The sequence below is a fragment of the Comamonas guangdongensis genome, assembly GCF_041079535.1.
In the GTDB taxonomy this organism is placed as follows: domain Bacteria; phylum Pseudomonadota; class Gammaproteobacteria; order Burkholderiales; family Burkholderiaceae_C; genus Comamonas; species Comamonas guangdongensis.
On sequence record NZ_JBFYGN010000044.1, the window covers coordinates 1 to 13,338 of the forward strand.

Consider the following 13,338-nt stretch of genomic DNA (forward strand, 5'->3'; position numbering starts at 1 on the left):
TTCCGCCGGTCGCGTATCGTGTCAAACGCTTTCCCAACCTCTACTTTTAGGTGGCGCAGGAAAGCGAGGAGGCTTCAGCACAAGTAAAGTTTCCTAGCTATACCAGAGCGACTACTATTATTTGGGAGTTGCAATTTAAGCCTGCTTCCTAAGCCTGTGTTCTATGCTCGCCTTGTCCTAGTAACGCGCTTAGCATCAGGTGGTAGTCAATGAATGTGGACAAATTTTCGTGCAACCACGACAGTCGGGTCGCTGCTCAAAGGCTTGTCGAGTTCTACGAAGGGCTGACAGGAGAACATCTACAACGGCTTGACGCGTACTATGCGACGGATGCCTTCTTCAAAGATCCCTTCAACGAAGTTCGTGGGGTGACAGCGATCGCCAGCATTTTTGAACACATGTTTGCCTCGTTGCAGGAGCCACGCTTTGTAGTTACCCAGACGCTGGTGCAAGGCGATCGAGCATTTCTGGAATGGGAGTTCCGTTTCCGGCTTGGTCTCTGGCGGTCCGAGGTTGAGCAGTGCATTCGCGGCGCTTCTTCTGTGTGCTTCGATTGCGAAGGCCGCGTAACTCACCACCGTGATTACTGGGACACCGCAGAAGAGTTGTACGAGAAATTGCCGTTGCTTGGGGTCTTGATGCGCTGGTTGCGCCGTAGGGTATCGGCGCCTGCAAAGTCAGTACACACGAATGGCTCTGCATCCTAGCAATTGGCGCTAGAGGCGATTTTTGCCACGGTGGCAAGAGATGGTTTTCCCACCATCAATATCGTCCGAATCTTCCGAAACCCTAAAGCAAAGAGAGCAGCGCTATCTCGCGGCCAAACCATCGAAAGTCGTGCTTGTTACCCAGTCGATGATCTGGTCATGCGTGTATTGGCCTGACTCCTTGAGCAAAGCCACGACCGGATCGCAGGCGCGCGCGAACAGAGTGTAGAGCACTAGTTCAGCGGGTAGTCGCAACTGCAAATGACCACCTGTCTGGGCTTCGGTAATCCACGTACTGAGCCTATTGCTCAACGCAATGAGTCGATCCATGTACTCGTCGTTCGATTGCAATGAGGCGCTGAGACTCGAATTTTGCGCCGGAAGTGAGGGCATTTGTCCTTCCAGTTGCGTTTGCATAGCCCACCGCACGACTGCTTTGAGCTGATCCAGCGCAGGAGTGCTCTGACCGGATTCGGCTACCTGCTCGGCCTCTCGACGCAAGCCATCCACAAAACTCAAAGCACGATCTAGCACGCCGACCATCGCTGCGCCGGCTAGCTCTTCTTTGGAAGTAAACAACTTGTACAGACTGGCCTTGGCGACTCCTGCTTCCGCAGCGACCTCATCCACCGTCATCGCGTCGTAGCCCTTAGTCGCCAAAAGGCGGTTCACCGCCGCCACGACAGCCTCTTCCCGTACACGTTGAATTTGTTCTTTGATTGTTGACCGAGCGTTCATAGCCAACATTCTAGGACGCACAAGATCATCTTGCACACCAGGCAGTGCAAATTTGAAATTTAAGGTTTATAGTCTGAACTGAGCAGTTCAATATTTGATCTCTTTGGTTTTTTTGAGTGTTCACCCAATACTTCAAGGAGCTTTCATGCCTCGCATAGCTGTTATCGGTTCGGGTATATCCGGTCTGGCCGCCGCATTTCGTCTGGCTACCTCCCAAGCATCGCACGGCGTTTGCTTAATCGAAGCGACCAGCCATTTCGGCGGACATGCCAACACGTTAGAGCTCTGCCTTGATGATGTAAGCCATGGCGTAGATACAGGATTCCTAGTATTCAATCATCGTACCTACCCCATGCTCACGCAGCTGTTTAGTGAACTCAATGTGGAAACGGCACCTTCCGAGATGTCTTTTTCAGTTCAAGTTCCCAGCGTCGATGGCAGGTGCGGACTCGAGTGGAGCGGCAGTTCCTTTGGAGGAGTTTTCGCTCAACGCAGAAATCTGCTGCGTCCCCGCTTTATCGGCATGCTGCTCGAGATTTTGCGCTTCAACCGCCTGACCACAGATATCGCAGAACGCCAGATCGAGGCACAGCTCAATGCGTCAATAGAGGATTTTCTGGACCAGCATGGCTTCGGTAAAGCGTTTCGCAGCGACTATCTGCTGCCCATGATTGGATGCATCTGGTCCTGCCCTACGGATCAGATGCTGCGCTTTCCCGTCGCCACCTTGATTCGCTTTTGCCACAACCATGGACTAATCCAGGTCACCCACCGGCCTCAGTGGTACACCGTGCGCGGCGGTTCTCAGCAATACGTGCGTCGCATGGTTGCCCAAATTAAGCAGGATGGTCGCCATGAAACCAGATCGGACACTCCTGTGCTGAGTCTGAAGCGCCATACGCATGGAGTCATGGTACAGATGTCTCATGGATCGGAGCATTTTGATGCGGTTGTTTTGGCCTGCCACAGTGACCAAGCGTTGCGTTTGCTAGGTCAAGATGCGACTCCATTGGAGCGTGCAGTGCTGGGTGAAATTCGATACCAGCCCAATGAAGCAGTTTTGCATACAGATACAGCCGTGCTGCCACAGCGCCAAGCAGCCTGGGCGGCCTGGAACTACGAACGAGCACCTTCCCACAGCGCAGAGAATGCGGGTGTCTGTCTGCACTATCTGATCAACCGTTTACAGCCCCTGCCTTGGCAGCAACCCGTACTGGTTTCACTGAATCCGACTCGACCCGTTGCAGAGAACAAAGTTCATGCACGTATTCAGTACAGCCACCCTGTTTTCGACCAGGCTGCCATCTTTGCACAACAGCGTGTTGGTGAGTTACAGGGTCGGCGCAATACCTGGTTTTGTGGCGCTTGGTGTGGCTATGGATTTCATGAAGATGGCTTACGCTCAGGTCTAGAAGCTGCCGATGAAGTGCTTCACTTTCTGAGCCACACAAAGCAGCCGGTGCACCCAGTGGCCATCTTGGAGGAAGCTTTATGAGCGTTCCTCCTCTGATTGGCTTTGGCCATATCTGGCATCGCCGGCTTCGGCCAGTCGAGCATGCATTCCGTTACCCCGGATATTTTCTGCTGCTTCCCATGCGGAGCCTGCGTGATCATCCGGTTGCGGTACTACGGCGCAATCGGCGCGGCTGGCTCAGCTTTCATGACAGCGATCATGGCGACGGCAGCCGAGACTCTTTGGTCTGGTTCGAAAAGCTGTTGCAGGATGAAGGTATCCGGGACGCCGATGGAGAGATCTGGCTGCATACCTTTCCGCGCGTGCTGGGCTATGCTTTCAAGCCAGTGAGCTTCTGGTACGCACATCGAGCAGATGGCTCGCTGGCAGCCATCCTGGCCGAGGTCAACAACACCTTTGGCGAGCGCCATGCCTATCTTCTCGCCGGGCCTCAGCTCGCCTGGGATTGCGAACAGGTGGCACACAAGTGCTTTCATGTATCGCCATTTTGCGAGACCCAAGGGGAGTACCGCTTTCGCTTCAAGCGCAGTGAAAGTTCCCATATGGCGCTCGTGGATCTCTACGACGAGACAGGGCCGCTGCTGCGCACGGGCGTCGAGGGGACACTGCATCCCTTGAACACCTCCACAGTGCGCCAGGCTTTCTTCGGCACGCCGCTCATGACACTCGGAGTCATCTTCCGCATCCACTGGCAGGCACTGCACCTGTGGGCAAAGCGGCTTCCTTTCCATCGCAAACCACCTGCGCCCAAGCACTTTGTCACACGATGAACACGACCACCGCCCCCCTACTGAGCAAATCCGCCGGCTCAACGCGCTCTATGCCACGCAGCGCCAATCGCGTCATGAAACTGTTGGAGCATTTGCCGCACGGTCAACTGGATTTGCAATTGCCTGATGGACGAGTTCGCCATTTCCCGAAGCAGATCGCAGCGGAAGCAGACGCACGCTGTGCAGTTCAGCACTGGGAAGCTTTGGACCGAATCCTGAGCTCGGGCGATATTGGACTGGCCGAGGGCTATATAGAGGGCCAATGGGACAGTCATGACCTCAGTGCTTTATTGCGACTTTGCATCAGCAATCGCGACCACCTGGAGCAGTTGGTGTACGGCCACTGGTGGGGTCGCCTGGGCTTCAGGCTGCGCCACCTGCTTCGCCGCAATACGCGGTCGGGCAGCGCCAAAAACATTCATGCTCACTATGACCTAGGTAACGATTTTTATCGGCTGTGGCTGGATCCCACCATGAACTACAGCTCTGCCTGGTTCGAAGGGCTCAGCGGTGCGCCCTTGCAATCGGCCGATCTGGAGCAGGCACAGCGCTCCAAAATAAGACGTGCCTTGAGTGAAACAGGACTCCAGCCTAGTCAGCGTCTGCTGGAAATCGGCTGTGGCTGGGGGGCTCTGGCAGAGACAGCCGCCACGGAATTTGGCGCACAGGTAACTGGCGTCACCTTGTCGCGCGAGCAACTGCAGTGGGGCATGCAGCGCATCACACAAGCAGGCTTGCAGGCACAGGTCGACCTGCGTTACCAAGATTACCGGGATCTGGCGACTGAACATGCAGCACAGCCCTTTGATGCCATTGTGTCCATCGAGATGTTCGAGGCTGTCGGGCATGAATACTGGCGTACCTATTTCCAGGCGTTACGCGACTGCCTCAAGCCCGGCGGCTACGCTTGCCTGCAATCCATCACCCTGCGCGAAGACCTGTTTGCGCGCTATCTGCACTCCACCGACTTCATCCAGCAGTTCATTTTCCCGGGCGGTCTGTTGCCCAGCGTTACGGCCTTCGAGCAAGAGGCCCAATGCGCCGGCCTGACGGTGGAAAAGAAGATGCGCTTTGGCAAGGACTATGCCGAAACGCTCAGACGCTGGCGTCAGGCCTTTGAGCAGCGCCTTGATGAGGTGCGAAGCCTGGGCTTTGATGAGCGCTTTGTGCGCATTTGGAGGTTTTACTTGGCCTATTGCGAAGCGGCCTTTGATACGGGCAACACCGATGTGGTCCAGTTCACTTTGCGCAGGCCTGACCATGCATGACATTCGACGGCGCCAAGCCCTGGTCTGGAGCGCCAGCCTTCTTGCTCCCACTATGACTCTAATGACCCACAACCTCTTGGCAGCTACGCCTGCCGCCCCTGCGGAGCTGCGCTCCACCCTGCCCTCGGCGCGCCTGATTGGAAGCGGCGTGCTGCGCTTTTTTGGTTTGCGGGTCTACGAGGCCCGTCTCTGGGCGCAGGCGGACTTCGAGCCGGCGGACTATGCACGCCAGCCGTTCGCGTTGGAGCTGGTCTATGACCGCAAGCTGGAGGGTGAGGCCATTGCCGAGCGATCGGTGGCCGAGATGCGGCGCGTGGGCAGCTTCTCCGAAGCACAGGCACGCCAATGGCTGATGATGATGAAGAAGGCCTTTCCTGATGTCGCTGCGCAGGATCGACTGCTGGGCGTGACTGACGGAGCCGGCGATGTGAGCTTTTTCCACAATGAACGCGAAACCGCACGCCTGCAGGATGCAGAGTACGCGCGCCTGTTTTTTGGCATCTGGCTGTCTGATCAGACTTCGGCGCCTGGCCTACGCGCTGCACTGCTGGGCAAGCGCTGAGGAGACAAAGACCATGCCCTCCCCCAGCTCAGCTCCATCCAAGCCGCTGCCCTGGCGTGTGGGGCTCGCTTATGGAGGTCTCGGCGTGCCGCTAGCATTCGTGTCGCTGCCGCTGTATGTCAACCTGCCTCATCACTATGCAGCGGTCGCCGGGGTGCCCTTGGCTGGCCTGGGGGCTGTACTGCTTGCCACCCGCGCTCTGGACGCGGTGCTCGACCCAGCCCTGGGACGCATGGCCGATCGCCTGCTGCAAAGCGGGCTGCGTACCGCATGGCTGGCCGCGGTGCTCGGCAGCGTGCTCATGGCATTGGGCTTCGCTGCGCTGTGGCATCCTCCAAACGCCAGCCAAGCCAGTCTGCTGGGCTGGCTGGCTGCCAGCCTGCTGCTCTGCACTCTGGCCTATAGCGCCGTGAGCATCTTGCACCAGGCCTGGGGCACGCGCTGGGGAGGTGAGCCTGATTGGCGCGCGCGCGTGACCGCTTGGCGCGAAGGTTCCACTCTCGCTGGCGTACTCCTAGCCAGCATGCTGCCCACCTGGCTGGGTTTTGATGCAACCAGCATGGTGCTCATGATGGCGCTTGCCCTGAGCTTGCTGGGGCTGCATAGCCTGCAACGATCCAGTGCGATACCGGCGTCCACCGTGCAACTGCACACCAAGCCTGCTAAGCCCTCACCATGGGCGGACGCAAGTTTTCGCAGACTGCTATCTGTATTCATGCTCAACGGCGTGGCAGCAGCAATACCCGCCACACTGCTGCCGTTCTTCGTGATGGATCGCTTGCAGGCGCCGGATCTGCAGCCACTACTTCTAGTGTGCTATTTCGGTGCCGCCGCTGCGGGATTGCCACTGTGGGTGAAGGCTGTCTCGCGCTGGGGGCTGGCGCCCAGTTGGCGCGCCGGCATGCTGGCGAGCGTAATCGCATTTACCATCACCCCCTGGCTCGGGGCCGGCGACAGCTGGATCTTCACCATCATCTGTCTGACAAGCGGATTGGCCCTCGGGGCAGATCTGGCGCTGCCTGGGGCTTTACTGACCGGCGTCATCCACGAGTCTGGCCAAGGAGGCTCTGCAGAGGGACGCTATCTAGGTTGGTGGGCCTGTGCTGCCAAGCTCAATCTGGCATTGGCAGCTGGACTGTGCCTGCCGCTTCTTGCCGCAATGGGATACCGCAGCGGCACGACCGACCCGGCCGGCTTGCAGGCACTGGCATGGGCATATGGAGGCCTTCCCTGCCTGTTCAAACTGATGGCCTGGGCTTGCCTGTGGCGTGGCGAGCGCCTGCACCAATCTTGGAGACTGAAATGAAATCCATGACAAGTACTTTCTCATTCCTGCCTTGGCGCCGCGCCGCAATAGGACTGACGTTCATGGGAATGCTGGCCGGCTGCGCGGGTCCGTCTGTGCAGGAATATGCCCAGGAGCGCCCAGAACTGGATCTGCGTCAGTACTTCAACGGACCATTGACCGCTCACGGCTTGTTCACGGACAGATCCGGAAAAGTGGTCAAGCGCTTCACTGTGCGCATGACAGGCAAATGGAACGGCGACGAAGGTGTGCTCGACGAGCACTTTGTCTACAGCGACGGCAGCACGCAGCAGCGCATCTGGCACCTGAAGTATCTGGGTGATGGCCGCTATAGCGGAAACGCAGACGACGTGGAGGGACAGGCTCAGGGCCAGACGGCTGGCAACGCCTTCCATTGGAACTATGTGCTGGCCCTGCCAGTGAACGGCAAGGTCTGGAACGTGAGTATGGATGACTGGATGTATCTGATGGATGGGCGCACCATGCTCAACCGTGCTGCCATGAGCAAATTCGGTGTTCATCTGGGCGATGTGACTCTGTCCTTCATCAAGGAGTAAGTGCGATGTCGCTGCTGCACGCAAGGCTCAATCCGCCGCTGTCCCACTGGCAAGGGAAATGTGCCTGGATAGTCGGTGCTTCTTCAGGCATAGGGCGAGCCACCTCAGAGGCTCTACATGCGCAAGGCGCTCGGGTCATCGTATCGGCCAGAGATGCAGTTGCCCTGCATTCCTTGACCCTGAGCCGCAGCGGCTTTCTGGTCCTGCCGCTGGATGTCACCCAGCCCGAGACCATGGCTGAGGCCACTGCGACGGTGAAAGCTTATGCAGGGGCGCCGGATCTGGTGCTGTATTGCGCAGGCAGGTACAGACCGCAACGCGCGACAGCCTTCGACCTGCTTGAGATGAAGCAGCATCTGGCGGTCAACTATGTCGGTGCCCTGCAACTGCTGGACGCTGTCATACCGATGCTGTTGGACGCAGGACGTGGTCACCTGGCTCTGGTCGGCAGTGTAGCCGGTTACCGGGGACTACCCATGTCGCTGGCCTATGGCCCCACCAAAGCCGCGCTCAACAACTTGGCAGAGAACCTCTATCTGGATCTGCACCCTCAGGGCTTGGGCGTCTCCATCATCAACCCCGGTTTTGTCGATACCCCGTTAACGGCACAAAACAGCTTCAAGATGCCAGCCCTCATCAGCTCTGAAGAAGCGGCTCGGCATATCTTGCGCGGCTGGAAGCTTGGGCATTTTGAAATGAACTTTCCCCGTCGCTTCACCCGCTGGGTAAAGCTCATGCGCTGCCTGCCCGATAGCTGGTATTTCTCGGCGGTACGTCGTGTCACCGGAATGTGATCTCACCCGCAGCCGTCTGCACTTCAAGTGCGCATACGTCGATGCACTGTTGCCATTCAGCCTGAATCTCGTACAGCAGAGCCTGCCGTGGTCTCTGTTTACTTCACACTATCGAGGCGCTTTATGCATATTTCAAGAAGCTCTTTCATGCGCGCTACAGCGCTAGCGGCCGTCTTTGTAGGGACCCAGCTGGCTTTATCGGGCTGCGCCGTATCTGTACCTCGTGGGGTGGATCCGGTGAGCCATTTCGATATCAATCGTTATCTTGGAACTTGGTATGAGCTGGCCCGCATTGATCACCACTTTGAGAAAAATCTGATCCAAGTGGCAGCACGTTATCAGCTCAACGCGGATGGCAGCATTTCCGTGCTGAATCGAGGATTTGACGCGCGCAAGCAGGAATGGCGCCAAGCCGAGGGGAAAGCCCAATTTTTAGGACCGTCCAATGTAGCGGCACTGAAAGTCTCGTTTTTTGGCCCGTTTTACGGCGGCTATAACGTTGTCAGCCTAGACGACGAATACCAGACCTCTCTGGTCATTGGCGGTAGCCTGGATTACTTTTGGCTGCTGTCGCGCCAGAAGTCCATCCCAGAGGAGCAACTTCATTTGCTGCTGCTAAAGGCTCAAAGTTTCGGCGTAGATCTCAGTCGTGTAATCCGGGTGCCCCAATAGCGCCCATTGCCGCCAGGTACAAGCATTTTCAAACGACTTTGAAGTTCGCACCGCGGCCTTTTGCATCGCAGCGAACTGACTCATTCGTGCCAGTCACAGATAGTCAACCTCAGACAGACACTGCATTGACATGATGACTTCTCACCCTACAGCGGACAACACCGCCCACCGCATTGCCATCATTGGCGCCGGTACGGCAGGGCTCAGCTGTGCACAGTTCTTGGCCCATGCCGGGCACCAGGTGCATGTGTTTGACAAAAGCCGTGGTCCTTCGGGGCGCATGAGCACGCGTCGCAGCAGCGATGGCGATACGAACTGGCAGTGCGATCATGGCGCCCAGTACTTCACGGCGCACGATGCGGATTTCCGCGCCCAGGTAGCAACGTGGGAACAAGCCGGGGCTGTAGCTTCATGGTCCGCCCGCATCGGCAGCTACGATGGGCAACGCTTCATGCTTCAAACCAGCGCCGGGCAGCGCCTTGTCGGCACTCCGCGCATGACCTCGCCTGCTGCACATTCGGTGCGCTGCATGACGGATAGTCCCAACCCGGTACGCTTTCAATGGCAATCCACCATCGAGCCATTGCAGGCCGATATAGGCGATGGCTGGCTGCTGCGCAGCCTCGAGCACGGCACCGAGTACCTGCGCTACCAAACCTTACTGCTGGCTGTGCCCGCACCGCAGGCCGCGCAGTTGCTGGCTGGCGTGTCTTCTGAAGCCACCACTCTGTCAAACAGTACCCGGATGCGCACCTGCTGGTCGGTTATGGTGCGCTGCGCCCAGCCGGTGCCACTGCCGGTGGACGGCTGCTTGGTCGAGCACAGCCCCCTGCACTGGATTGCGCGCGACAGCAGCAAGCCCGGGCGCATCGGCCCCGAAACCTGGCTGTTGCACGCCAGCGACAGATGGAGCGAGGCACATGTGGAAGACGACGCAGCCTCGGTAACAGCTGTCCTGTTAAAGGCCTTTGCGAAACTGGGCGGCCCCGATCCGGCCAGCGTGCAGGCGACGGCCCACCGCTGGCGCTATGCCGACACTGCCAACCCGCTGAACATGGGCTCCTGGTGGGACGCGGCTGCCAGTTTGGGGATGTGCGGTGACTGGCTGCATAACGGCACCGTGGAAGGCGCCTGGCTCAGCGGCATCAGCTTGGCCCGCCATGTCCATAGGCACTGCTCGCCCATGCCGGATAAACTTACCGGGAGCACACCATGCGCACATCCTTGACTTCTGTCGATCTTCGGCGATTCGTGTGGATTTACCTTTCAGTCAATCCGCCGTTATTTTTCGATCACGGATGATGCGGCTCCATTTCTCATTTTCTGTCGAAATGAATTTGGCCAATTCTTCTCGTGATGTTGGAGCTGCAGTTTGGCCGTGTTTAAGCAGGTTTGCTCGCACCTCAGGTGCATTCAACACCTTCACGAGCTCGACATTCCATCTGTCCAGCAGCGGCTTGGGTGTTTTCCCTGGCGCAACGAACGCGTACCAGTTAGTGGCGTTAAAGCCGGGATAGGTCTCTGCGACTGTGGGCACATTGGGCAGGTAGGCTGGCCGTGTCAGTCCGGTGGTCGCCAACGGAATGAGCTTGCCCGACTCGATATGCGGCAGCGCTGTGGGTGGTGCTGCATAGAAAGAGCTGACGCGTCCGCCAAGGACATCCTGTAGAGCGGGGGCTCCGCCCTTATAGGGAATGTGAACCGTGTCGATCTTTGCAATGTCGTTAAGCAGTTCGCCGGCCAAGTGGGCTGCTGATCCAGGGCCCGTAGAGGCAAAGTCCAGTTTGCCCGGTTCACGCTTGGCGGCAGCCACAAACTCTCCTAGGGTTTTGATGCCTTTGCTTGCAGGCACCACCAGAACGTTGGGAAAGGTCACGCCCATAGTGATTGGTGCGAGATCCTTGAGCGGGTCGTAGCTCACCTTCATGAAGTGAGGCGAGATGCTCAAAGGGCCGATCGAGCCGAACAGCAAGACAGAGCCATCGGTAGGTCCATGGGCAACCTGGGCATGCGCCAGATTGCCGCCGGCACCGGGCTTGTTATCCACGACCACGCTCTGGCCTATGTTTTCGCCAAGCTTCTTGGCAATGATGCGTGCCGCGATATCGGCCGAACCGCCAGCGGCAAAGCCGACAACCATGGTGACCGGTCTTTTCGGGGGGAAATCCTGGGCATGGGCACTGGCGAGCGGCAGGCAGGCAGCCAATGCGGCAGCCAGTACGAGAGGGCGTCGTTGCATGTTGTCTCCTGATCGAGTCGTTATCAACTCTGTGCAAGCGGCGATGGTAAATTTTCAAGACTATTCTGTAAATTGCAATATATGATTAGACTGTTGCATGGGGTGCATTAAATTCGATATTGCCGAGCTACAGGCGTTTGTTGCCACAGCAGAGAATTCAAGCTTTCGTGTAGCCGCGGAGCGTCTTTGTTTGTCTGCGCCGGCGTTGAGTCGCAGGGTGGAGCGCCTGGAGGAAGCACTTGGAGCCAAGCTGCTTGAGCGGACCACCAGGCATGTCCAGTTGACCGCCGTTGGTCAGGAATTTCTGACTGAGGCGCGCGCAGCGTTGGAGAGCCTCGAGAGCGCAGCGCAGCGCATAATCGATCAGGCCCTGACCCGCCGAGGATCGGTAACAGTGGCTTGCATTCCATCAGTGGCAAACCATCTTTTGCCAAATGCATTGCGCACCTTTGCCGATGAGTACCCGGATGTGCAAGTTCATGTCATTGACGAGAATGCGAGCCATGTCCTGGATGCCGTGGTTAGGGGGCGAGCCGATTTCGGGCTCAGCTTCACGGGAAGCCAGGAACCAGGAATTCAGTTCGAGACTTTGGCGCGCGAGCGATATGTGTTGGCAATGCTGCGCAGTCATGCTTGGGCATGCCGCTCAGAGGTAGCGTGGTCAGAGCTGGCCGGAGTGCGTCTCGTATCCGTATCGCACCAGAGCAGCAATCGACTGCTTTTGGACCAAGTCATGGCAGGCCTGCCTGAGCAGCCAATGGCTTGGTACGAATGCAATCACGTAACTGGGGCTCTGGCTCTTGTCGAAGCAGGTTTGGGAATGGCAGCCATCCCGCAGCTTGCCCTGCCTGAGTGCAATCCTAAGGTCTGCGGTGTACCACTCATCGAGCCTCAGTTGTGGCGGACTTTAGGCCTGATACAGAAGCGAGAGCGTGTGCTTAGTCCTGCCGCTGAATCTCTGAAGAACCGCTTGCTCGCCCTTCATGTGAACTGCTGATTACGCACAGAGCGCTCGACAATAGCTGCTCCGATAAACGTCGCCCCATTGAAAAGGAGTGGTCTGTAGAACTTCACGCAACCCAACCTGTTCGACGAATCCTGAGCGGGATTGCAAAGATGAAAGCTACAAAACGGACAGCAGCAGTCATTGGCATTTCTGTGGTGAACGACGCCAACCAGCCTGGAGCCGGCCTCCCCCAGGTCGGTTTTGAAGCGATTGTCGTCATTGATACAGCCAAGTCCACCAACCACCTCATGACACTCCTCGGCCGCTCAAGCCTGCGAGCATGATCTCTGCGGGGCGCGCGCTCATACCTTGGCGAGGAAGGCCGCCGCATCACCCGCTTCACACTTCCAGTCTGCGAAGACCCCAACCAGATTGCATTCCACGCAGTGGCAAGCGATGTAGTACCAGCGCACGTCATGTGTGCCCTCGTACACGGAGACGCCGGACATCAGCTCGAACACCTCGTTCTCGCACACGCACTCGTGCGCCTCGGGGGCGGCCTCTTCAACGTAGTCCACGCTGTCGCCCATCAGGTGTTTCTGCCCGCAGTCGGAGCAGGTGCGGATTGCCACGCCGGCTTCTTCATCGGTCTGCAGCGCAAAAGTCCGGCACCCGCAATTGCATTTGGACGAGGCAAACCGGACGGCCTCATGGCGATTCGCAACGCTGTAGCTGCGCAGTTCGGCTTGGGTGTCGCCGGACGTCGTCCCGTACCAGAACTCGCCCTTCTTCGTCAGTGCCATTGATGCTGTTCCATTCTTCAAGGTGGGCTTCCCGGCAGACCTGACGCCAGGCTTGCCCCGATCATCTGGATTTTGCCTGAAGGCACGGTGAATCGTCGTCAAGGGGCCGGGTCGGGGTGGTCTCCGACAAGGGCTGCGGAAATCCTTGAATGCAGATTCTTGGAGATTGCAGCCAGAGTCCATCAAGTTCAGCTGTTGATCACCGCCGACATTCGATGTTGGAGCCCCTACGTCAGCTCTCAGCCTATCGCTTACGACAGGTGCACTTATTAACCAAACGGTCTTTTGACTAAGCGGTGGGCAACTGTATGAGGCGTTACACCGCCTTCAGCAGTCTTGAATTCACAATGGTAGATCAAGTCAATAATCATCAGCACATGTTGCAAAATGTTTGGAATTTTCAGGCTTTGGCTTTTTTGTCAACGCGACGTCCCCCCGGATTTGAGTAGCGTCTGACTCTGGAGTCCAATCCCGAAGACAGGAGATTGGACGTGAAGAAGAG

At 57.6% G+C, this 13,338-nt stretch carries 15 protein-coding genes; 12 read left to right on the top strand and 3 right to left on the bottom strand.

Annotation, left to right across the window (positions count from 1 at the left end; translation table 11 throughout):
• The first annotated feature begins 209 nt into the window (after positions 1 to 209).
• Positions 210 to 707 (top strand): nuclear transport factor 2 family protein, encoded by a 498-nt coding sequence (locus AB6724_RS21205; protein WP_369340526.1) that lies wholly within the window; start codon positions 210 to 212, stop codon positions 705 to 707.
• 102 nt (positions 708 to 809) lie between these two features.
• On the opposite strand, the gene AB6724_RS21210 is transcribed toward AB6724_RS21205, so the two are convergent.
• A complete protein-coding gene (locus AB6724_RS21210) occupies positions 810 to 1,445 on the bottom strand; it encodes a TetR/AcrR family transcriptional regulator (RefSeq protein ID WP_034359656.1) in 636 nt (211 codons plus the stop codon).
• A gap of 145 nt (positions 1,446 to 1,590) precedes the next feature.
• Between AB6724_RS21210 and AB6724_RS21215 the strand changes: the two genes are divergently transcribed.
• From AB6724_RS21215 to AB6724_RS21255, 9 genes are all read left to right on the top strand, one after another.
• Positions 1,591 to 2,940, top strand: a complete 1,350-nt coding sequence (locus AB6724_RS21215) for an NAD(P)/FAD-dependent oxidoreductase (RefSeq protein WP_369340527.1) — start codon at positions 1,591 to 1,593, stop codon at positions 2,938 to 2,940.
• The gene (locus AB6724_RS21220) at positions 2,937 to 3,689 is read left to right on the top strand and encodes a DUF1365 domain-containing protein (RefSeq protein WP_369340528.1); all 753 of its coding nucleotides are present in this window, start codon (positions 2,937 to 2,939) and stop codon (positions 3,687 to 3,689) included. The genes AB6724_RS21215 and AB6724_RS21220 overlap by 4 nt, the downstream gene beginning before the upstream one ends.
• Positions 3,686 to 4,957: a class I SAM-dependent methyltransferase gene (locus AB6724_RS21225; RefSeq protein ID WP_369340529.1), complete on the top strand. Its 1,272-nt coding sequence runs from the start codon at positions 3,686 to 3,688 to the stop codon at positions 4,955 to 4,957. Before AB6724_RS21220 ends, AB6724_RS21225 begins: the two co-directional genes overlap by 4 nt.
• Positions 4,950 to 5,519 carry a chalcone isomerase family protein gene (locus AB6724_RS21230; RefSeq protein ID WP_369340530.1) on the top strand — a complete coding sequence of 190 codons (570 nt, stop codon included), beginning with the start codon at positions 4,950 to 4,952 and terminating at the stop codon, positions 5,517 to 5,519. Before AB6724_RS21225 ends, AB6724_RS21230 begins: the two co-directional genes overlap by 8 nt.
• 13 nt (positions 5,520 to 5,532) lie before the next feature.
• Positions 5,533 to 6,825 (top strand): MFS transporter, encoded by a 1,293-nt coding sequence (locus AB6724_RS21235; RefSeq protein WP_369340531.1) that lies wholly within the window; start codon positions 5,533 to 5,535, stop codon positions 6,823 to 6,825.
• Positions 6,822 to 7,382: a DUF3833 domain-containing protein gene (locus tag AB6724_RS21240; protein ID WP_369340532.1), complete on the top strand. Its 561-nt coding sequence runs from the start codon at positions 6,822 to 6,824 to the stop codon at positions 7,380 to 7,382. Before AB6724_RS21235 ends, AB6724_RS21240 begins: the two co-directional genes overlap by 4 nt.
• 5 nt (positions 7,383 to 7,387) lie before the next feature.
• On the top strand, positions 7,388 to 8,176 hold the full coding sequence (locus AB6724_RS21245; RefSeq protein ID WP_369340533.1) for an SDR family NAD(P)-dependent oxidoreductase: 789 nt from the start codon (positions 7,388 to 7,390) through the stop codon (positions 8,174 to 8,176).
• Between the two features lie 228 nt (positions 8,177 to 8,404).
• Entirely contained in the window at positions 8,405 to 8,848 is a 444-nt protein-coding gene (locus tag AB6724_RS21250) for a lipocalin family protein (RefSeq protein WP_369340538.1), read from the top strand.
• A 133-nt stretch (positions 8,849 to 8,981) separates the two neighbouring features.
• On the top strand, positions 8,982 to 10,076 hold the full coding sequence (locus AB6724_RS21255) for an NAD(P)/FAD-dependent oxidoreductase (protein ID WP_369340539.1): 1,095 nt from the start codon (positions 8,982 to 8,984) through the stop codon (positions 10,074 to 10,076).
• 42 nt (positions 10,077 to 10,118) lie between these two features.
• On the opposite strand, the gene AB6724_RS21260 is transcribed toward AB6724_RS21255, so the two are convergent.
• Positions 10,119 to 11,087 carry a Bug family tripartite tricarboxylate transporter substrate binding protein gene (locus AB6724_RS21260; protein WP_369340534.1) on the bottom strand — a complete coding sequence of 323 codons (969 nt, stop codon included), beginning with the start codon at positions 11,085 to 11,087 and terminating at the stop codon, positions 10,119 to 10,121.
• A gap of 97 nt (positions 11,088 to 11,184) precedes the next feature.
• Between AB6724_RS21260 and AB6724_RS21265 the strand changes: the two genes are divergently transcribed.
• Positions 11,185 to 12,084 carry a LysR family transcriptional regulator gene (locus tag AB6724_RS21265; protein ID WP_369340535.1) on the top strand — a complete coding sequence of 300 codons (900 nt, stop codon included), beginning with the start codon at positions 11,185 to 11,187 and terminating at the stop codon, positions 12,082 to 12,084.
• 119 nt (positions 12,085 to 12,203) lie between these two features.
• Positions 12,204 to 12,377 carry a hypothetical protein gene (locus AB6724_RS21270; protein WP_369340536.1) on the top strand — a complete coding sequence of 58 codons (174 nt, stop codon included), beginning with the start codon at positions 12,204 to 12,206 and terminating at the stop codon, positions 12,375 to 12,377.
• A gap of 18 nt (positions 12,378 to 12,395) precedes the next feature.
• Here the strand turns inward: AB6724_RS21270 and AB6724_RS21275 are convergent, their stop codons facing one another.
• Entirely contained in the window at positions 12,396 to 12,836 is a 441-nt protein-coding gene (locus tag AB6724_RS21275) for a hypothetical protein (RefSeq protein WP_369340537.1), read from the bottom strand.
• Positions 12,837 to 13,338 lie beyond the last annotated feature (502 nt).